Genomic DNA, 18,216 nt, shown 5'->3' on the forward strand with positions numbered 1-18,216 from the left:
ATTTATGCCGCGATCGGCGCCCGCTTGGTGAGGTTGAGCTTTTGCCGCACCTCTTCCGGCCCAAGAATCCTGGCGCCGAGATTGGTGACGATGCTGGCGGCACGCTCGACCAGCTGCGCATTGGTCGCCAGCACGCCCTTGTCGAGCCACAGATTGTCTTCGAGACCTACCCTGACATTGCCGCCAGCCAGCACCGCCGCCGCGGCATAGGCCATCTGGTTGCGGCCGATGGCGAAGGCCGACCAGTTCCAGGTGGACGGGACATTGTTGACCATGGCCATGAAGGTGTTGAGGTCGTCAGGCGCACCCCACGGCACGCCCATGCAGAGCTGCACCAGCGCATCAGGGTTGAGTACTTTTTCCTCGACCAGCTGCTTGGCGAACCACAGATGACCGGTGTCGAAAGCCTCGATCTCCGGCTTGACGCCGAGCGCCGTCATCATGCCGCCCATGGCGCGCAGCATGCCGGGCGTGTTGGTCATGACATAGTCGGCTTCGGCGAAATTCATGGTGCCGCAGTCGAGCGTGCAGATTTCCGGCAGGCACTGGCGCACATGTTCCATGCGGTTGGTGGCGCCGCCCATGTCGGTGCCTTTTTCGTTGAGCGGCAGCGGCGCTTCCGGCGATCCGAACACCATGTCGCCGCCCATGCCGGCGGTCAGGTTCAGGATGACGTCGACTTCCGCCGCGCGGATGCGCTCGGTCACTTCGCGGTAGAGATGCACATCGCGCCTCGGCTTGCCGGTTTCGGGATCGCGCACATGGCAGTGCACGATCGCCGCACCCGCCTTGGCTGCGTCGATGGCGGAATCGGCGATCTGCTTGGGCGAGCGTGGCACATGCGGGCTGCGGTCCTGCGACCCGCCGGACCCGGTCACGGCACAGGTAATGAAGACCTCACGGTTCATCGCAAGCGGCATGGAACTCTCCTCCGATAGAAACAGACCACAACAATGCCCGACTTGCCGGAAACTGTTTTGCGCTTTACGAAGCTTCCATGACAAAAAGCGAAAAACCGACGATCTTTCGCGCCGAGCGTCTGCCGCTCAAGGTGACGCTGCTGGTGTTTTCCGGCTCGTCGATCATGTGCGTGGCCTCGGCCGTCGATCCGCTGCGCGCCGCCAACCGTATCTCCGGCGAGACCCTGTTCGATTTTCGGCTGGTCTCGGTGACCGGCGAGGCTCCGGTCACCACATGCGGCCTGCCGGTGGCGGTCAGTGGCCGTTTCGACGCGGGCGAGCCAACCGACGTCCTTGTCGTCGTCGCCGGCTTCGGCACCCAGAACTATGCAACTTCGGCTTTGTTGTCCGGACTGCGCCGGGCCGCACGCACGGCGCGTGCTTGCGGCGGTGTCGAGGCGGGCACTTGGCTGGTGGCACGCGCCGGCCTGCTGGAAGGGCGCAGCGCCACCACCCACTGGGAGGACATGGAGGATTTTTCCTCGGCCTTCCCTGGCGTCGATGTCCGCCCGGATCGCTACGTCATCGACGGGCCGGTGTTCACCTCGGGCGGCGCTTCGCCGACCTTCGACCTGATGCTGCATCTCATCCGCACGCGGCTCGGCATGGCGGTGGCGCTCGATGTCGCCAGCGTCTTCATCTATGACCAGGCGCGCGCCGCCACCGACGCACAGCCGCTGGTCTCGCTCGGCCGGCTCGACGGCTACGATCCGCGGCTGGCGCATGCGATCCGGCTGATGGAAGCGCATGTCGACCAGCCTCTGACCATAGAGGCGGTGGCAAAGCGTGCCGGGGTGACGGCACGGACGCTGGAAAGCATCTTTCGCAAATCTATCGGCGAGACACCGGGCGCCTATTACCTCAGGCTGCGCCTCGGCGCCGCGCGCCGGCTGGTGGTCGATACGAGGGTTGCCATGGCCGATATTGCCGGGCGGACCGGGTTCTCGTCCGCCGCCGCATTTTCGAGAGCGTTTTCAAGGACTTTCGGCGAAGCGCCGGTCAGATTGCGGAGGGGGTAGGTTTCAACGGGCGATCACGCCGCGTTCTGACGGTCGCCGTCGATCTGCGAGCGCATCTGCCTGGCCAGACGGGTCTCGAAGCGGCTGGCGACAGCGCGATCCCATTCGTTCGCAATCTTGGCGTCGTCGGATTTCCTCGGCATCGCCATCAGCCGGTCGATGATCGATCCGGCCTCGCCAGGTGAGAGCAGGGCGTCGATTTCACGTTCGTTCTGCATATCGGTTCGCCTCCTTCTTCCTCTCCCGCCACGAGCCAGTCTTATACGAGATTCGTGACGGCAGTTTGAAGGCAAGAGCGAGGTCATTGAAGGGCGTCGAAGGGCAAAACCATGTCGCGGGACCGGGCAATGCGCAAAGCTGTTCCTGCGCCTTGGCAGGTCAGGTCAAGGAGAGATCTACAGCCGCTTTTCGAACAGCACCGTGGTGAAGCCACTGTCCCATTCGTCGTCTGGATAGCGGTTTTTCTCGATATAGCCGACCGCCTTGTAGAGTGCTTGTGCGGGCAGATTGAACGTGTCGGTTTCCAGCCGCGCCTGCGCCAATCCGGCGGCGCCGATCGCCTGTTCGGCGTGGGAAAGCAGCTTGCGGCCGACACCTTGCCCTTGACGGGATGCCGTCACGTGCAGGGCCTCGATGAAATCCGCGCGCCAATGGATCAGGCCGGCGACCTCGCCATCGATCTCGGCAACGGCGAATTCAGGCCAGCTCTGGTCGACATAGCGCCCGCCAATATCCGTCTCGACATAGCGCCGCGCCGCTGCTTCGGTGATGTTCGGCAGCCATGTGCCTTCGAAGGTTTCATGCAGCACCTGCTTCAACGCCGGAATATCGCTCGCCTGCGCCGGGCGCACGATGGTTCGATCCTCTGCCATTTTCCGTCTCCCGCCAATGCATGTCGCCCAAAAGCGCACAGCGATTTTGGGATGGCGACATGCATAAAATAAAGGCTGCCGCACGGGCCCTCTTTCGGCGGCACGCGTGGCATCTTGATCACACGCTGGCTGCCGAAGATCTGTGCGATCCTCGGCAGCCTCGTGCGAAGTGGGCTGACTAGCAGATGGCGATGGCGGCGGCTTTCAGCCAGTGGTGTCGGATGTCGGTCCAGAGATGGAGCGGCGCGCGCCTTACACGTAGCGGTTGACGATATTTTCCAGCAGTTCCTGGCGACCGGACCTCGGCTGCGGCTCGATCTTCTTCTTGACGACGCGCTCGGCGATATCCTCCAGCGTGCGCTTGCCGGCGAGCATCGCCTTGCCCTCGGCCGTGTTCCAGCCGGCATAACGTTCGGCCAGCGGCGCCGATAGCGCCTTGTCCTCGACCATGCCGGCCGCGGCTTTCAGGCCGCGTGCGCAAGAATCCATGCCGCCGATATGGCCGATCAGCAGGTCCTGCGGATCGAGCGACTGGCGGCGCAGCTTGGCGTCGAAATTGGTGCCGCCGGTCTTGAAGCCGCCGGCCTGCAGGACCTGATAGTAGGCCAGCGCCATTTCCGGCACGTTGTTGGGGAACTGGTCGGTGTCCCAGCCCGACTGGTAGTCGTTGCGGTTCATATCGATCGAACCGAAAATGCCGAGCGCATTGGCCAGAGCCAGTTCGTGCTCAAAGGAATGGCCGGCCAGGATGGCGTGGCCCTGCTCGATATTGACCTTGACCTCCTTCTCCAGCCCGAAGCGCTTGAGGAAGCCGTAGACGGTGGCGACATCGTAATCGTACTGATGCTTGGTCGGCTCCTGCGGCTTCGGCTCGATCAGGATCGTGCCCTTGAAACCGATCTTGTGCTTGTAGTCGACGACCATGCTGAGGAACCGGCCGGCCTGTTCCTGCTCGCGCGCGAGGTCGGTGTTGAGCAGCGTCTCATAGCCTTCGCGCCCGCCCCACAGCACGTAGTTTTCGCCCTTCAGCCGCTTGGTGACGTCGATGCAGCTTTTTACCGTCGCCGCCGCGTAGGCAAAGACGTCCGGATCGGGATTGGTGGCCGCACCCGACATGAAGCGGCGATTGGAGAACAGATTGGCGGTGCCCCAAAGCAGCTTGACGCCGGTCTGCTTCATCTTGCCCGCGAAGTAATCGGCGATCTCGTCGAGGCGCGCGGCACTTTCGGAAAAGTCCTTGCCCTCCGGCCGCACATCGGCGTCATGGAAGCAGAAATAGGGCGCGCCGAGCAGCGAGAACATCTCGAAGGCGACGTCCGCTTTCAGTTTTGCCAGCTCCATCGTGTCGGTGCCGCCTGCCTTGGGAAACCACGGCCGGTCGAAGGTCTGGCCGCCGAACGGATCGCCGCCCGGCCAGGCAAAGGAGTGCCAGTAGGCCACGGCGAAGCGCAGATGATCTTCCAACCGCTTGCCGGCGACGACCTCGTCGGGATTGTAGAACCTATAGGCCAGCGGATTGGTCGAATCCGGCCCTTCATATTTGATTTTCTTGATGTCGCCGAAGAATCCGCTGCTCATGATTTCTGTCCTCTCACAAAGTTCTGCCGCCATTACCTCAGGCGTAATTGGTTTCAGGCCAGCGCTGGTCGAAAAAGGTCATGTCAAAGCCACCAAACGAAGGAGACAGACCATGACCGACCTCACCAAGATCGCTGAAAACTACATCACCGCCTGGAACGAAAGCGATGCCGGCCGCCGGGCCGAATTGCTCAAGGCGACCTTCACGGAAGACGTCAGCTATCGTGATCCGCTCATGCAGGGCGACGGCCATGAAGGCGTCACGGCTCTGATCGACGGCGTGCAGCAGCGCTTTGCCGGCTTCCGGTTCTCGCTGAAGGGCACGCCGGATGGTTTTGCCGACAAGATCCGCTTCTCGTGGAACCTCGGACCTGAGGGGACGCCTTCGGTGATCGAAGGTACCGACATCGGAATCATCGAGAACGGCCGCCTGAGGAGCGTCACCGGCTTTCTCGACAAGGTGCCTGCGCAGTAAGGACTTCTGGGGGAGGCGGGCGTGAAGCGCCCCCCTCTGGCCTACCGGCCATCTCCCCCGCAAGGGGGGAGATTGGTTGGCATCCGCGCCTTCGCCAATCACCCACCTTGCAGGACTGGCATACCCGCCAACGCTGCTAATCTCCCCCCCCGCGGGGGAGATGCCCGGCAGGGCAGAGGGGGGTGCCTCGCGCTCACTCACGCGGTCACGCTCTTAATTGCCGGGTACAGCGACCGGTAGCGCTGATATGCATCCGCATACGCCCCAGCGAGCGCAGCGTCCGGTTCAACGGTAGCATCCGTCCTGGGCGCCGTGCACACAGCCAGCGGATCGGCATCCGTTGCCGCAATCAGACCGAGCCGTGCGGCACCAAAGGCGGCGCCGAAATCGCCGTCGGCGGGAATGTCGACAGGCAGTTGAAGCGCGGTGGCAATCGCCTTCAACCAGTAGTGCGAGCGCGAGCCGCCGCCGATCGCCGTCACCCGCGTCAAGGTCGTGCCGGCCGTGGCCAGGGCTTCGAGGCTGTCGCGGAAGGCAAAGGCCACACCCTCCAGCACGGCCTGGGTCAGCACGGCACGGCTCGATTCATGCGCCAGCCCGGTGAACGCGCCGCGAATGGCGGCATCATTGTAGGGTGTGCGCTCACCCGAAAGATAAGGCAGGAAGGACACGCCGCTGGGCGCCTTCAATGTGTCGCCGAGCTGAGCGGTCAATTCGCCGGCGCTCTTCCCGGTGATTTCGGACAGCCAGTTGAGCGAATCCGTCGCCGACAGGATGACCCCCATCTGATGCCAAGTGTTCGGCAGGGCGTGGCAGAAGGTGTGAACCGCGCTAGCCGGGTTGGGCAGGTAGGAAGCGTTGGCGGCAAACAGCACGCCCGATGTGCCGAGCGAGACGAAAGCGTGGCCGGCGCCGACCGTGCCCATGCCGCAGGCCGAGGCCGCATTGTCGCCGGCGCCGCCGGCGATCGGAATGCCGGCCTGGACGCCCCATTTCGATGCCAATTCGCTGCGCAGTGCGCCTGCCTTGTGCGTACCCTCAACCAGCGACGGCATCTGCCTCTCGTCGAGCGACGTCGCTGCGAGCAGGTCCGTACTCCAGCGCCGCTTGCCGACATCGAGCCAGGAGGTACCGGCAGAATCCGACATTTCCGAAATGTGTTCGCCCGAAAGCCAGAGCCGCAGGAAGTCCTTGGGCAGCAGCACTTTTGCGACCTTGGCGAAGAGAGCGGGTTCGTTGTTTTTCACCCAGGCAAGTTTCGGCGCGGTGAAACCGGGAAAGACGATGTTGCCGGTCAGGGCGCGGAAGCGCGGATCGGCGTCGAGCACGGCCGCCTCGGCATGGCTGCGCGTGTCGTTCCACAGGATGCAGGGACGCAGCACCTTGTCGGCGGCGTCGAGCAGCGTGGCGCCATGCATCTGCCCGGACAGGCCAATGCCCTTGACTGCCGCGAGTTCATCCGGATGGGAGGATCTGAGTTCGGCGATTGCGTCTTCGCAGGCCCGGATCCAGTGCTCGGGATTCTGTTCCGACCAGCCGGGATGCGGCCGTGAAACATCAAGCGAACCGTGGCCGGAACCGATGACGGTTTGCCCGGCATCGATCAGCAGCGCCTTGACGCCCGACGTCCCGAGATCGAGGCCCAGATACATGTCTTCCTCCCACGCCAGTTAATTTTTTCGGGTCTCGAAAAAATCTGACTTGGCCAGTTTTTAAAACAAGATCCGCTTCGGGTCAATTCTCCGACAAATCGGCGGCGCGTCGCACAAACAGCGCTGACAGCGGACTGTCGGGCCGCGCCATCGAACGCTCCGCCGTGAGCGCCCTGGCCAGCGCACCGTCACCGGCGCGCAACGCTGCCTCGATCAGCGTCAGGTCGATAACATCGCGCTGAGCGTGGCTGCCGCCGAAGCGATGGGAGATCGAGCGGATCGGCCGGATCAGGCGCACGGCCTCGGTGTAGCTGCCCTCACCGAATGCCTTGATGGCGAGCGTCAGCGGATGGCCGACATCCCGCGTGAAAGCCGCATTGTCATCGCTGCCACGCATGGCCTCGCGCTGCGCCTCGAGCAAAGCGAGGGCCGGCGCATCGAACCCTGCACCGACAAAGGCCATCATCGCGTGGGCATCGTTGAAGGCATAAAGGCCCGCTCCGGCCTTGCGCCAATTGGCGGCAAGCGCTGCCCAGCGGTCGCCGACATCGACGCTGCCCAGGGCGAGCCGCCACAGGACTGCCGAGGCATCGACCATGTTGAGCGCCATCGTCGATTGCACGCTGTAGATAGGGCCGTCATAGAGGGCCAGCACCGCGTCGGTTTCGCCGAGATCGTAATGGAACAGCGCCAGGTGCCACCAATTGTGCACCTGCAGGAAGCTCTCCCTTGTCCACGCTTCCGGGTTGGCCTGCATCCAGGCGATGCCATCCCTTTGCCGGCTCTGCATTTCCATGACATGGGCGACGGCGTGCTGGGCCCAGCCATCGCGCGGCTCCATGTCGACCGCCGCGCGGCCAAGCTGCTCGGCCCTGACATAGTCACCCATTTCCTCCAGCCCGAAGGCCTGCATGCCGAGCATGGCGTGGTAGCCGGGCATGCCGCTTTGCCATGACGGCAGGGCCCGCGCGATGCGGTCGCGCAGCATGCGTGCATTGCCGGTGAAGAAATCGATCTGGTGGCCGACCTGCAGCGCCAGCCCGTCGCGGGGGGTCTCGATGGTGATGTCCTCGAGAATGCGGCTGGCTTGATGCCATCGTCCGCCGGCGAGATGCCCGAGGGCCGAGACATGCGCCCGCTCGCGCGTGGTCGCGGCAAGCGGCAGTGCGGTCTCATGGCAGGCCTTGGCCACGGCCGTCGCCTCCCGCTCGGTGGCGAGGCCGAACAGATAACCCTTGAAGACATGCGCCATGACGAAGCCGGGATTTTCCGCGATGGCGCGGTCGACGGAGGCTACGGGATCGCCGACGAAGCACTGCAGTTCACGCACTGCCTGGCTGTAGGGGGTGAATCCCGCCTCCGTGGCGCCCGAAAGTGCCAGGCCGAATGCGTCCCTGGTTGCCATGCGATGTCCTTCTGTCGACCCGTGACAGGCCCTCGATCCTTCGGCCCAAACCGATCCTAAAGCATGGGCCACGGCAACGCCAACCGCGCGCTACGCCAGGTCATTTGAGTAGTCTTTGCAGTTTAGCAACCATGCGAGGCAGATTAGGCTTTGTAAAATCGAATGAATTGTGTCTTCATTACGGCGACTGGCGGGGGCTGGAAATCGCGAATCGAGAGGGGACGCGATGCGGCATATGAAGAACTCACTTCCGAACAGTCGTTCGGAGGATGTGCAGGTGGCAGTTGCTTCGCTACGGCGAAAGCCGCAGCCGCTACACCCGTGTCTTATTAGCATCCTCTCAACTACGGCTTTTGCGTTGCTGCCCAACTCCGCCGCGTTTGCCGCATGCGTGCTGGGTCCATCCGCCGGAAACACCGTCTACACCTGTGATAGCGGCGACTCAGGCGGCAGCCTCGCCGATCCCGATGGCGACAACACGCTGAATTTTCCCGCCGGCGGCACCGGGCAGATATCAGGCAACGTGACCTTTGGTGTAGGCACGGACCGCATCGATATGCAGTCAGGCACCATCACCGGCGCCGTCGATCAGGGTGGCGGCACGGATTTCTTCACTATCGGCGCGGGTACCGTCGCCGGCAATGTCCAGCAGGGCGCCGGCATCGACGACTTCAACATGAGCGGCGGCCAGATCGGCTCGCTCAACCAGGGCGACGGCCTCGACACCTTCACCATGACCGGCGGACGCATCGTCGATTTCTTTGACGATGGCGACCGCGCCGTGATGACCGGTGGCCGCATCGGCCGCGTCAACATGAAGCTCGACCAGAATTATTTCAACATGTCGGGCGGCACCATCGACCGCAACCTCGTCACCGGCTTCGACAAGGACACGATCATCCTCTCGGGCGGCACCATCGGCGGCAACATCAGCGTCAGCGGCGGCAATGACAGCGTCACGGTCACCGGCGGTACGGTCGGTGGCGATATACTGATGAGCTTTGGCGCCGACAGTTTCGTCTGGAATGGCGGCGGCATCATCTATGGCGCCGTCGACCTCGGCGGCGACAACGACACCGCCGAACTCAGCAACCTCACCAACGCCAATATCGGTGCCACGGATGCCATATCAGGTGGTGCCGGCACCGATGCGCTGACCCTGGACAACGTCAAACTGGATGGGGTCAGCCGCCTTCAGAACTGGGAAAGCATCGACGCCACCAACGACACCGAGCTGACGATGGACAGCAATCTGGTGCTCGGCGATAGCGGCACCGGCACAGGTTCGCTCAGTGTCGATGCCGCAAGCACGCTCTATGGCGGCGGCTTCAATTCGGCGATCCAGGCGTTTACGGCGGGTCAGTTGGCGCAGGTCACCAATGCCGGCCGCATCGACCTGACCAATGGCAGTACCGGTGCCACCGACAGCCTGACGATTTCGGGCAATTATGTCGGGCTGGGTGGCCTGCTGCTTATCCAGACCGAGCTCGGTGACGATTCCTCCGCATCCGACAAGTTGGTCCTGTCGAGCGGAACGGCTTCCGGTTCGACCGGCATCTCCGTGGTCAATCTCGGCGGCGCGGGGGCTGCGACCACGCAGGACGGCATCATGGTCGTCCAGGCAATCAACGGCGCCACCTCGGGCGCCACGACATTTGCGCTCGACGCCCCGGTCGCCGCCGGTGCCTTCGAATATTACCTGTTCAAGGGCGGCGTCAGCGCCGGCAGCGAGGAGAACTGGTACCTGCGCTCGACGCTGAACACGCCGGCCCCGCCGGCCGCAGCCCCGCCGGTGCTGGAACCTGCTGCGCCGCCGGAACCTGAGCCGCCGGCGGCCGAACCGCCACCGCCGCCGCCCATCGACCCTGCGCCGCCGCCGCCGCCGGAATCCACCCCCGGCGACCCCGATCCGGTTGATCCGGCGCCGCCGGTCGTGCCGACCGATCCGCCGCCCGCGACACCACCGGCACCACCGCCGGCACCAGTGGCAGATCCCCCCCCGCCGCCGCCGGTGGTGCCAACGGAGGTGCCCGACCTACCGACACCAGCGGCGGGCGAGGAGATCCTGCTCTATCGCATCGAGGTTCCGGTCTATTCGGCCTTGCCGCCGGTCGCCGAACATCTGGCGATGACGACGCTCGGCACCTTCCACGAACGGCGCGGCGAGCAGAGCCTGTTGTCGAACACCGAGCTGTCGCCGGTCTGGGGCCGCATCTTCGGTCAGGACAGCAAGATGGCGTATTCAGGAACGGTATCGCCGTCCTTCGACGGCACCCTGTTCGGCCTTCAGGCGGGCTTCGATCTGTTCGGCCGCGAAACCGCGTCGGGCCAGACCGATCGCGCCGGCCTGTTCGTCGCCTATGCCAGCATGAATGGCGACGTGCGCGGCCAGGCGCTGGGCTGGGACAATCTGTCCGTCGGCAGCATGGATATCAACGGCACCAGCGTCGGCGGCTACTGGACCCGGATCGGTCAGGGTGGCTGGTACCTGGACGGCGTCCTCATGGCCACCTTCTTCGGCGGAAACGCAACATCGTCGCGCGACATCGGCATCGATGTCGGCGGGACCGGCATCACCGCTTCGCTGGAAGGCGGCTATCCCATCGCGCTGGGGCAAGGCTGGACGCTTGAACCGCAGGCGCAACTGGTCTGGCAGCAACTGTCGCTCGACGATGCGTCGGACCGCTTTGCTTCGGTTTCCTTTGATACGGACGGCAGCGTGACCGGCCGGCTCGGCGCACGGCTGCAAGGCGAAACAACGATCAATGGCATGGCGCTGCAGCCGTACCTCAAGGCCAACATCTGGCACGATTTCGGCGGCACGAGCCATGTCAATTTCGACACCACCGATATCTCCACCGAGGGCAGATCGACCTCGTTCGAATTCGGTGGCGGTGTGATCGCCAAGGTGACGGACAAGGTCAGCATCTTCGCCACCGGCGACTACACCACCAATCTCGGCGGCGACGAGCGTCGGATCCTCGAAGGCAATCTGGGGTTCAGCGTCAAATGGTAAGGCCGGTCATGACCCCGAAAAACAGTTTCGGGGTCACGGCCAGACAGAGAGCCTAATTGCTGGAACGCATCGCCACCGTGGCGATGCCGGCGCCAACCAGCAGCGTGCCGCCGGTGCGGTTGAAGATGCGGATCGCCTTGGGATTGCGCACCACGTTGCGTGCGCGTGAGGCGATCAGCGCATAGCCGAAAGCATTGGCGAAGGCGAGCGCCAGGAAGGTCGTCTCGAAGATCAGCATCTGCGTCCAGAAATCGGCGTGCCGGTCGAGGAACTGCGGCAGGAAGGCGACGAAGAAGGTGATGCTTTTCGGATTGAGCGCGGTAACCAGCCAGGCGTGTGCCATCATCTTGGCCGAGGAGACCGCGTCGGTGCGCGGTTCGGCTTTCAACGCGCCGCCTGCGCGAAACAGTTTCACGCCGAGATAGATCAGATAGCCGGCGCCGATCAGCTTCAGGATGGTGAAGACGGTCGCCGAAGCCGCCAGCAGCGCGCCGATGCCCAGCATCGACAAGGTCATCGCGGTGAAGTCGCCCAGCGCCACGCCGACGGCCATCGGCAAGGCGGTACGCCAGCCCTGGCCCAGCGCGTAGGACACGACGAGAAGGATGGTCGGACCCGGAATGATGAGGAGGATCGTCGACGCGGCGGCGAAGGCGGCCCAGTTTTCGAAGGACATGCTCGTCTCCTTTGAGCTTAAAGAAGAGGATAAATCCTTAGACCCGGGAGAATGTAAAGAGGCGATTTCCCTGACTGCGCCAGCGGCAGATCGGTGTCAGTTCGCGCCGTTCAGCGTGCTCACAATATCGGCCAGGCTGACATTGGCACCGAGAGCGGTTGCCGCCGCGACAATGGCAGCGGCAAAAAGCTTGATGTCGGTTTTTAAGGTCTTGCACATGGGGGCCCCTCGCTGATGGTTCGAGGAGTAAAAAACGCCGGCGCCGGGAATATGACCCGACCGAGGTCTTTTTGTGCAGCAGCCTTCGTTCAAGCCCAGGCAAGAAGGTCGGACATCGTCAAGGCCATGCGCAAATGCAGGCTGTGCAAGGTCTTCACGCTTTATCAACCATGAATGATGAAAATGCCCGCTATCCGGCCGGACCGTGCTTCCCGCCGACAGCGTAGGGTCTGGGTATATGCGTGAGTTGCCGCAAGGTCTGACGCCGCCGCGAAATGGCGACGCAATCGAAACCGATCATCATCTTTCCCGCCGTGCCATCCTGTCCGGGGCAGGGGCGCTCGCGCTGCTGAGCGCCGCCGGTTGTTCGACCTCGGGCGGGGTGTTGCCGGCGCTCGAGCTCGACGACGTCACCACGGGTTCCGTGCGGCCGTTCCGGCCAAGCATCAGCGTCGACAAGAACATCACCAGCCCCGGCGTCATGTATGCCGGGCTGACCGACGGCGGCTTCAACGTGCCGGAAGTGCCATATCTGAAGGTCAAGCCGGAATTCCGCCGCCAGATCGTCGTCGACACGACAGGCGAGGCACCCGGCACCATCGTCGTCCATCTCAAGGAGCGCATGCTCTATCTCGTCCAGCCGGGTGGCGACGCCATTCGCTACGGCGTCGGCATCGGCAAGGATGGTTTCCGCTGGTCGGGTCGCGCCAACATCCAGTACGGCAGGGAATGGCCGACCTGGACGCCGCCGCCGGAGATGATTGCCCGCAAGCCTGAACTGGTGAAATGGCAAGCCGGACAGCCCGGCGGCCTCACCAATCCGCTCGGCGCGCGTGCCCTCTACATCTACCAGGACGGCAAGGACACCGGCTACCGCATCCACGGCTCGCCCGAATGGTGGAGCATCGGCCAAGCGATGTCGTCGGGCTGCGTGCGCTTGATCAACCAGGACATCATCGACCTCTACAGCCGCGTCTCCAAGAAAAATCCGGTCGTCGTCGTCTGACGCTATGCGGCGTGTTGGCGCCGCTCGAAACTCCCGTTGCGCGATGCGGCAAGACAGGCCAAGGTGCTTTGAAAACCATCGCGCCGGGAGAAATCAAGCATGGCTGGAACGTTTGTCATCGCGCAGGGCGGCGGCCCAACCGCCGTCATCAACCAGACGGTTGTCGGAGCGACGCTGGAGATCCGCAAGCGGCATCCCGGTGCCAAGGTGCTGGGCTCCATCCATGGCGTGCGCGGCATCCGTGACGGCAATTATGTCGACCTTTCCGCCATCCCCGAGGACCGGCTGCGGCTGATTGCCGGCACGCCGAGCGCCGCCCTCGGCTCGACCCGCGACAAGCCCGACGCCGCCTATTGCGATGTCATCCTCAACGGCCTGAAGAAGGCCGGCGCCGACGCCTTCATCTATATCGGCGGCAACGACACGTCGGGTACGCAGCAGATCCTGACCGATGCCGCCGGCGGCTCAATTGCCTTCGTCCATGCGCCAAAAACCATCGACAACGATCTCGAGGAAAACGACCACACGCCGGGCTTCATTTCGGCGGCCGAGTTCGTCGCCGGCGCCTTCCTGTCCGTCGATCTCGATTTTCGTGCGCTGCCCGGCATCTATGTCGGCATCGTCATGGGCCGGCATGCGGGCTTCCTGACCGCGGCCGCGGCCGCCTGGCAGCTCGACGCCGACAGCGGCCCGCACCTCGTCTACGTGCCCGAGCGCCCATTCTCAGCCGCCGGCTTCATCGACGACGTCCGTGCCACGCTCGATCGCCACAAGCGCTGCATCGTCGCCGTTTCGGAAGGCGTCAGCACCGCCGACGGCAAGGCCCTGGTCGAAAGCCTGGTGCCGCCGGACAAGCTCGAGCGCGACGCGCACGGCAACGTCAAATTGTCGGGCAGCGACCTGCCGGCCGCACTCGAGCGCGCGTTGGCGGAAGGCCTGCCGGGCAAGCGGGCCCGCGTCGATGCGCTCGGCTACATGCCGCGCGGCTATATCGGCGCCATCAGCGCGGTCGATGCGCAGGAGGCTTTCGATGCCGGCGCTTTCGCCGTCACCGTCGCCGAACAGGGCGGCGGCTCGGTGGCGCTTCAATATGACGGCACCAGAACGGTGCTGAAAAAGGTGCCGCTCAAGAACGTCGCCGGCAAGACCCGCCACATGCCGGATGACTTCATGAAGCCCGACGTCAATCAGCTGTCGGATGCCGGCATGGCCTATCTCAAGCGGCTGGTGCCGGAAAAGTACAAGGTCGGGAAGCCCTTCGTCTGATGCCCGGCTCAAATTTGATGTCAGGCTCACGCTTGATGCCAGTGATGCCGGGCTGGTTCAGCAGGAGCGTCGTCGACGACAAGACGACGATGCTGACCGAGCCCTTCGTGCATGCCTATGTTCGGGCCAATATCTGGCATCTGCGCGGTCGCGATGCCGACCTGCTCGTCGACACCGGCATGGGCATCTGTCCGCTGGCGCCGCAGATCGAGCCGGCGGACGGCAAGCCGCTGCTGGTCGTCGCCACCCACATCCATCTCGACCATGTCGGCTCGCTGCATGAATTCCCGTTGCGGGCCGGGCCAAGGATGAGCGCGGAACAATTCGAGAGCATGGATGAGGCGGCGACCTACGCCTACATGTTTCATGACCTCGAGGGTGCCGTCTCGAAACTGCCGGCGCCCGGATGGAAGTCGGCCGACTACAGGATCCCGCCCGCGCCCTTGACGCGAACCCTGGACGAGGGCGATGTCGTCGATCTTGGCGACTGGCAATTTCGCGTGCTGCATTTGCCGGGCCATTCACCGGATTCGATCGCGCTGTTCGACGAGGTCGACGGCCTGTTCTTCAGCGGCGATGCCATCTACGACGCCATGCTGATCGACGACCTGCCGGATTCCGACCGAGCCGCCTATGTCAGCACGATGCAGCGCCTGCTCGACTTGCCGATCCGCATCGGTCACGGAGGACACGGACCGAGCTTCGACGGCAAGCGCATGCGCGAGATTGCCACGGCCTATCTCGAGCGAACCGCCGGTGGCTGAGGCTCCAGCGAGGCAGCAAGGCGGGGCCCGACGACTTTGCGACGCTGCCGCCGTGCGGATATTAAATCTTCGTAAGGTCGCCCTAAAACCCTAAATCGGGCGAATCCGCGCCCTAGATGCAAGGCCGTCGATCCGGTTGGCTGCCATGTAGGCGAGACGGGCAATTGCGACCTCGACACGCCGATGACCGATTTTCCCCGCACGGGAGAGGCCACGGCGCTGGATCAACTCTCGCCCGGACAAACGACCATGTCAGATATCCTTCGTAGGCATCGCGTCGCGGCCTTGCTGGGCGCTGCGCTGATCATATCCCCCTTCGTCATGTCTTTCGCCCAAGGCGAGGGCAACACTATTCCGACGACCCAGACGCCTGTCGCCGGCATCACCGCGCCCAATGGCTCGTTCGCACCCATCGTTGCCGCCGACAAGCCGGCGGTGGTGACGGTCACCACCGTCATGAAGGCACAGCCTGAAACGATGAGCGATGCCTCTCCTTTCGACGGCGGCTCGCCTTTCGATGACTATTTCCGCCAGTTCTTCGGTGACCAGGGCATGCCGACGCCCAAGACGCCGCCACAACAGCAACCGCAGCGCGCCGAGGCGCTGGGTTCCGGCTTCATCGTCGGCGCGGATGGTACCATCGTCACCAACAATCACGTCATCGATGGCGCCTCTTCGATCAAGGTTACGCTCGACGACGGCACCGAACTTCCGGCCAAGCTTGTCGGCCGCGATGCCAAGAACGATCTCGCCGTACTCAAGATCAAGTCGGACAAACCCCTGCCGACAGTCAAATGGGGCGATTCCGACAAGCTCATGCCAGGCGACCAGGTGCTGGCCTTCGGCAACCCGTTCGGCATCGGCACCACCGTCACGGCAGGCATCGTCTCGGCGCGCGGCCGTGACCTGCATAGTGGGCCTTTCGACGATTTCATCCAGATCGACGCGCCGATCAACCACGGCAATTCCGGCGGCCCGCTGGTGGATGTCGCCGGCAATGTCGTCGGCATCAACACGGCGATCTATTCACCCAATGGCGGCAGCGTCGGCGTCGGTTTTGCCATTCCGTCGGGCCAGGCCCAGAAGGTGGTCGCCAAGCTGATGAAGGGCGGCTCCATCCAGTACGGCTATATCGGCGTTCAGATCCAGGAGGTGACGCCGGATGTCGCGAGCGCCATCGGGCTCGACCATTCCGGCGGTGCGCTGGTTTCAGAGGTCAACGACGGTTCGCCGGCGGCCAAGGCCGGCATCGAGACGGGTGACGTCATCACCAGCTTTGCCGGGCAGGACGTGAAGGATCCCAAGGACCTGTCGCGGGCGGTCGCAGATGTCGCGCCGGGCGCCCGGGAAACGGTCGATGTCTGGCGCAAAGGCAAGCCGATTCGGATTTCCGTCGATGTCGGCCAAAACAGCGCCGATGCGAGGACCGCGTCGCTGGACGACGGGTCCGACGCGCCGAGCGCCGGGCGCGCTCCGGCGATAGGGCTCGGCTTGATGGATATAACACCCGACATTCGCCAGCAGATGAACCTTGCCGGCAAGCAGCACGGCGCGGTGGTTGCCAGCGTCAACCCCGACAAAGCGGCCGCCGCTTCCGGAATACAGGCCGGCGACATCATCGTTGCCGTCAATCAGGTGCCGGTCAAGAATGCCAGGCAGGTAACCCAGGCGATCGCCTTGGCCGGCAAGTCCGGCAGGAAATCGGTGCTGTTGCTGGTCGAGCGTGGCGACGCTCAAATGTACATCGCGGTGCCTTTCGCCAATGGCTGAGAAATGGCGTTGACGTGCACGCGGAGCGGCAGGTCCATCGGTGACGGTCCCGCCGGTCTCCGCCCGTCAAGATTTAGGTTGCCCGTCACGACATCTTCGAGAACATTGCGTCAGGCCGATAGTGGCCTGATCGCATGGGGATTGCCGCTATGGTCACCCGAGGTTTCTCTTCAGGACGGCGCCCGCCAACCGATGGCGATGCCCGCATCCCGCCAGGCCAGTATCTAGAACAGGGTTTCCCGGTGCTGTCGGCCGGTCCGACGCCGCGCGTGCGTACCGAGGATTGGTCTTTCACGCTGAAACACGGGCCACGCCCGATCAAGAAATGGAACTGGACCGAGTTCAACGCGCTGCCGATGACCAAAATGACACGCGATATCCATTGCGTGACAGCATGGACCAAATTCGACACGCCGTGGCAGGGTGTGCTGGTCGACGATATCCTTGCCGATGCGGGGGTCGAGCCGCCGACCGGCTTCACGTTGGCGCACGCGTTCGACGGCTACACCACCAACGTGCCGGTCACGGATCTCACCGCCGGCAAGGCCATGGTGGCGCTGCTCTACGAAGGCAAGCCGATCACACCGGACCATGGCGGCCCGGCAAGGCTGCTGGTGCCGCATCTTTATTTCTGGAAATCGGCCAAATGGTTGAACGGCCTGCAATTCACCACGCGCGACGAGCCCGGTTTCTGGGAATTGCGCGGCTACCACATCTATGGCGACCCATGGCGCGAGCAGCGCTACACGGATGATCCATGAGCGATGCGGCAGCAGTGCAGTCGCCCTGGCAAACAGCCAGCATCGTCCGCATCGAAAAGCGCACGCCGCGTGTCACCAGCTTCTTTTTCCAGCCGTCTCGGCCCTTCGCCTATCGCGCAGGGCAGCATGTCGACGTCAGGCTAACGGCGCCGGACGGCTATCAGGCGCGCCGCTCCTATTCCATCGCCTCCGCGCCCGAAACGCATGGCGTAATTGAACTGGCGATCGAAAAACTCGACGATGGCGAGGTCTCGCCCTTCTTCCACGAGGTCGCGGCAGTGGGCGATGAAATAGAACTGCGCGGGCCGCTTGGCGGGCATTTCGTCTGGCCCGAGGATGAGAGTGGGCCGCTTGTTCTGGTCGGCGGCGGTTCGGGCGTCGTGCCCTTGATGTCGATGCTCCGCCACCGCGCCGCACGTAATTCAGCGGTGCCCGTCGTCCTGGTCTTTTCGGTCCGGGTCTGGGACGAAGTGATCTTTCATGACGAGCTGATCGTTCTCGATGAGCGCCAGGACGGCTTCGACCTGGTGCTGACACTGACCCGCGAAGCTGCACGCCGTCCAGCCGACTATGCGCGGCGGGTGGACGTCGCGATGATGGTGCAAGCCATGACGCGGCTGCCGGAGCCGCCTGGCATCGCCTTCGTCTGCGGCTCCAACGCCTTCGTTTCCGCGGCCGCCCAGGCACTGATCGATGCCGGCGTTGCAGCCGAAATCATTCGCACCGAACGCTACGGAGTGTGAACCGACGCCGCCTTTCGAGAAAGGTTCGTCGGATT

The 18,216-nt window shown here is 63.9% G+C and carries 17 protein-coding genes; 9 read left to right on the top strand and 8 right to left on the bottom strand.

Features of this window, described 5'->3' with window-relative positions; translation table 11 throughout:
• Window positions 1-2: 2 nt before the first annotated feature.
• The gene (bcoG, locus tag NKI66_RS23080) at window positions 3-920 is read right to left on the bottom strand and encodes a 3-dehydrocarnitine:acetyl-CoA trimethylamine transferase BcoG (protein WP_023810589.1); all 918 of its coding nucleotides are present in this window, start codon (window positions 918-920) and stop codon (window positions 3-5) included.
• Window positions 921-997: 77 nt separating this feature from the next.
• Between bcoG and NKI66_RS23085 the strand changes: the two genes are divergently transcribed.
• Window positions 998-1,978, top strand: a complete 981-nt coding sequence (locus NKI66_RS23085; protein WP_023810588.1) for a GlxA family transcriptional regulator — start codon at window positions 998-1,000, stop codon at window positions 1,976-1,978.
• Between the two features lie 14 nt (window positions 1,979-1,992).
• On the opposite strand, the gene NKI66_RS23090 is transcribed toward NKI66_RS23085, so the two are convergent.
• The 3 genes from NKI66_RS23090 to xylA form a co-directional block, all read right to left on the bottom strand.
• Window positions 1,993-2,196 (bottom strand): hypothetical protein, encoded by a 204-nt coding sequence (locus NKI66_RS23090; protein ID WP_023810587.1) that lies wholly within the window; start codon window positions 2,194-2,196, stop codon window positions 1,993-1,995.
• Window positions 2,197-2,373: 177 nt separating this feature from the next.
• Window positions 2,374-2,850 (bottom strand): GNAT family N-acetyltransferase, encoded by a 477-nt coding sequence (locus NKI66_RS23095; protein ID WP_023810586.1) that lies wholly within the window; start codon window positions 2,848-2,850, stop codon window positions 2,374-2,376.
• A gap of 252 nt (window positions 2,851-3,102) precedes the next feature.
• Window positions 3,103-4,428, bottom strand: coding sequence for a xylose isomerase (gene xylA, locus NKI66_RS23100; RefSeq protein ID WP_023810585.1), 1,326 nt, complete (start codon window positions 4,426-4,428; stop codon window positions 3,103-3,105).
• A 112-nt stretch (window positions 4,429-4,540) separates the two neighbouring features.
• Here xylA and NKI66_RS23105 point away from each other — a divergent pair, with 112 nt between their 5' ends.
• Window positions 4,541-4,903: a nuclear transport factor 2 family protein gene (locus NKI66_RS23105; RefSeq protein ID WP_023810584.1), complete on the top strand. Its 363-nt coding sequence runs from the start codon at window positions 4,541-4,543 to the stop codon at window positions 4,901-4,903.
• 197 nt (window positions 4,904-5,100) lie between these two features.
• Here NKI66_RS23105 and xylB read toward each other — a convergent pair whose 3' ends face one another.
• A complete protein-coding gene (gene xylB, locus NKI66_RS23110) occupies window positions 5,101-6,555 on the bottom strand; it encodes a xylulokinase (protein ID WP_352722541.1) in 1,455 nt (484 codons plus the stop codon).
• An 82-nt stretch (window positions 6,556-6,637) separates the two neighbouring features.
• Entirely contained in the window at window positions 6,638-7,960 is a 1,323-nt protein-coding gene (locus tag NKI66_RS23115) for a tetratricopeptide repeat protein (protein ID WP_352722540.1), read from the bottom strand.
• A 226-nt stretch (window positions 7,961-8,186) separates the two neighbouring features.
• Between NKI66_RS23115 and NKI66_RS23120 the strand changes: the two genes are divergently transcribed.
• A complete protein-coding gene (locus NKI66_RS23120; RefSeq protein ID WP_352753097.1) occupies window positions 8,187-10,976 on the top strand; it encodes an autotransporter family protein in 2,790 nt (929 codons plus the stop codon).
• Between the two features lie 52 nt (window positions 10,977-11,028).
• Here NKI66_RS23120 and NKI66_RS23125 read toward each other — a convergent pair whose 3' ends face one another.
• Window positions 11,029-11,652, bottom strand: coding sequence for a LysE family translocator (locus NKI66_RS23125; protein WP_023813669.1), 624 nt, complete (start codon window positions 11,650-11,652; stop codon window positions 11,029-11,031).
• A gap of 96 nt (window positions 11,653-11,748) precedes the next feature.
• Window positions 11,749-11,871, bottom strand: a complete 123-nt coding sequence (locus tag NKI66_RS23130; RefSeq protein ID WP_023813668.1) for a hypothetical protein — start codon at window positions 11,869-11,871, stop codon at window positions 11,749-11,751.
• A 238-nt stretch (window positions 11,872-12,109) separates the two neighbouring features.
• Between NKI66_RS23130 and NKI66_RS23135 the strand changes: the two genes are divergently transcribed.
• From NKI66_RS23135 to NKI66_RS23160, 6 genes are all read left to right on the top strand, one after another.
• Window positions 12,110-12,877, top strand: coding sequence for a L,D-transpeptidase (locus NKI66_RS23135; protein WP_023813667.1), 768 nt, complete (start codon window positions 12,110-12,112; stop codon window positions 12,875-12,877).
• Window positions 12,878-12,976: 99 nt separating this feature from the next.
• A complete protein-coding gene (locus NKI66_RS23140) occupies window positions 12,977-14,143 on the top strand; it encodes a diphosphate--fructose-6-phosphate 1-phosphotransferase (protein WP_023813666.1) in 1,167 nt (388 codons plus the stop codon).
• A 44-nt stretch (window positions 14,144-14,187) separates the two neighbouring features.
• Window positions 14,188-14,907: an MBL fold metallo-hydrolase gene (locus NKI66_RS23145; protein WP_031213707.1), complete on the top strand. Its 720-nt coding sequence runs from the start codon at window positions 14,188-14,190 to the stop codon at window positions 14,905-14,907.
• 249 nt (window positions 14,908-15,156) lie between these two features.
• Window positions 15,157-16,677, top strand: a complete 1,521-nt coding sequence (locus NKI66_RS23150; protein ID WP_023813664.1) for a DegQ family serine endoprotease — start codon at window positions 15,157-15,159, stop codon at window positions 16,675-16,677.
• Window positions 16,678-16,826: 149 nt separating this feature from the next.
• The gene (locus NKI66_RS23155; protein WP_023813663.1) at window positions 16,827-17,438 is read left to right on the top strand and encodes a sulfite oxidase-like oxidoreductase; all 612 of its coding nucleotides are present in this window, start codon (window positions 16,827-16,829) and stop codon (window positions 17,436-17,438) included.
• Entirely contained in the window at window positions 17,435-18,181 is a 747-nt protein-coding gene (locus tag NKI66_RS23160; RefSeq protein ID WP_023813662.1) for an FAD-binding oxidoreductase, read from the top strand. The genes NKI66_RS23155 and NKI66_RS23160 overlap by 4 nt, the downstream gene beginning before the upstream one ends.
• Window positions 18,182-18,216: the final 35 nt, after the last annotated feature.

It is taken from the genome of Mesorhizobium sp. M0518 (assembly GCF_040321125.1).
Taxonomy (GTDB): Bacteria; Pseudomonadota; Alphaproteobacteria; order Rhizobiales; family Rhizobiaceae; genus Mesorhizobium.

Coding starts and splice junctions, on each gene's coding strand:
- NKI66_RS23140 (WP_023813666.1), top strand. CDS start 12,977: ATGGCTGGAACGTTTGTCATCGCGCAGGGCGGCGGCCCAACCGCCGTC.
- NKI66_RS23115 (WP_352722540.1), bottom strand. CDS start 7,960: ATGGCAACCAGGGACGCATTCGGCCTGGCACTTTCGGGCGCCACGGAG.
- NKI66_RS23155 (WP_023813663.1), top strand. CDS start 16,827: ATGGTCACCCGAGGTTTCTCTTCAGGACGGCGCCCGCCAACCGATGGC.
- NKI66_RS23120 (WP_352753097.1), top strand. CDS start 8,187: ATGCGGCATATGAAGAACTCACTTCCGAACAGTCGTTCGGAGGATGTG.
- NKI66_RS23150 (WP_023813664.1), top strand. CDS start 15,157: ATGTCAGATATCCTTCGTAGGCATCGCGTCGCGGCCTTGCTGGGCGCT.
- NKI66_RS23085 (WP_023810588.1), top strand. CDS start 998: ATGACAAAAAGCGAAAAACCGACGATCTTTCGCGCCGAGCGTCTGCCG.
- NKI66_RS23135 (WP_023813667.1), top strand. CDS start 12,110: ATGCGTGAGTTGCCGCAAGGTCTGACGCCGCCGCGAAATGGCGACGCA.
- xylA (WP_023810585.1), bottom strand. CDS start 4,428: ATGAGCAGCGGATTCTTCGGCGACATCAAGAAAATCAAATATGAAGGG.
- NKI66_RS23130 (WP_023813668.1), bottom strand. CDS start 11,871: ATGTGCAAGACCTTAAAAACCGACATCAAGCTTTTTGCCGCTGCCATT.
- bcoG (WP_023810589.1), bottom strand. CDS start 920: ATGCCGCTTGCGATGAACCGTGAGGTCTTCATTACCTGTGCCGTGACC.
- NKI66_RS23125 (WP_023813669.1), bottom strand. CDS start 11,652: ATGTCCTTCGAAAACTGGGCCGCCTTCGCCGCCGCGTCGACGATCCTC.
- NKI66_RS23160 (WP_023813662.1), top strand. CDS start 17,435: ATGAGCGATGCGGCAGCAGTGCAGTCGCCCTGGCAAACAGCCAGCATC.
- NKI66_RS23090 (WP_023810587.1), bottom strand. CDS start 2,196: ATGCAGAACGAACGTGAAATCGACGCCCTGCTCTCACCTGGCGAGGCC.
- NKI66_RS23105 (WP_023810584.1), top strand. CDS start 4,541: ATGACCGACCTCACCAAGATCGCTGAAAACTACATCACCGCCTGGAAC.
- xylB (WP_352722541.1), bottom strand. CDS start 6,555: ATGTATCTGGGCCTCGATCTCGGGACGTCGGGCGTCAAGGCGCTGCTG.
- NKI66_RS23095 (WP_023810586.1), bottom strand. CDS start 2,850: ATGGCAGAGGATCGAACCATCGTGCGCCCGGCGCAGGCGAGCGATATT.
- NKI66_RS23145 (WP_031213707.1), top strand. CDS start 14,188: ATGCCGGGCTGGTTCAGCAGGAGCGTCGTCGACGACAAGACGACGATG.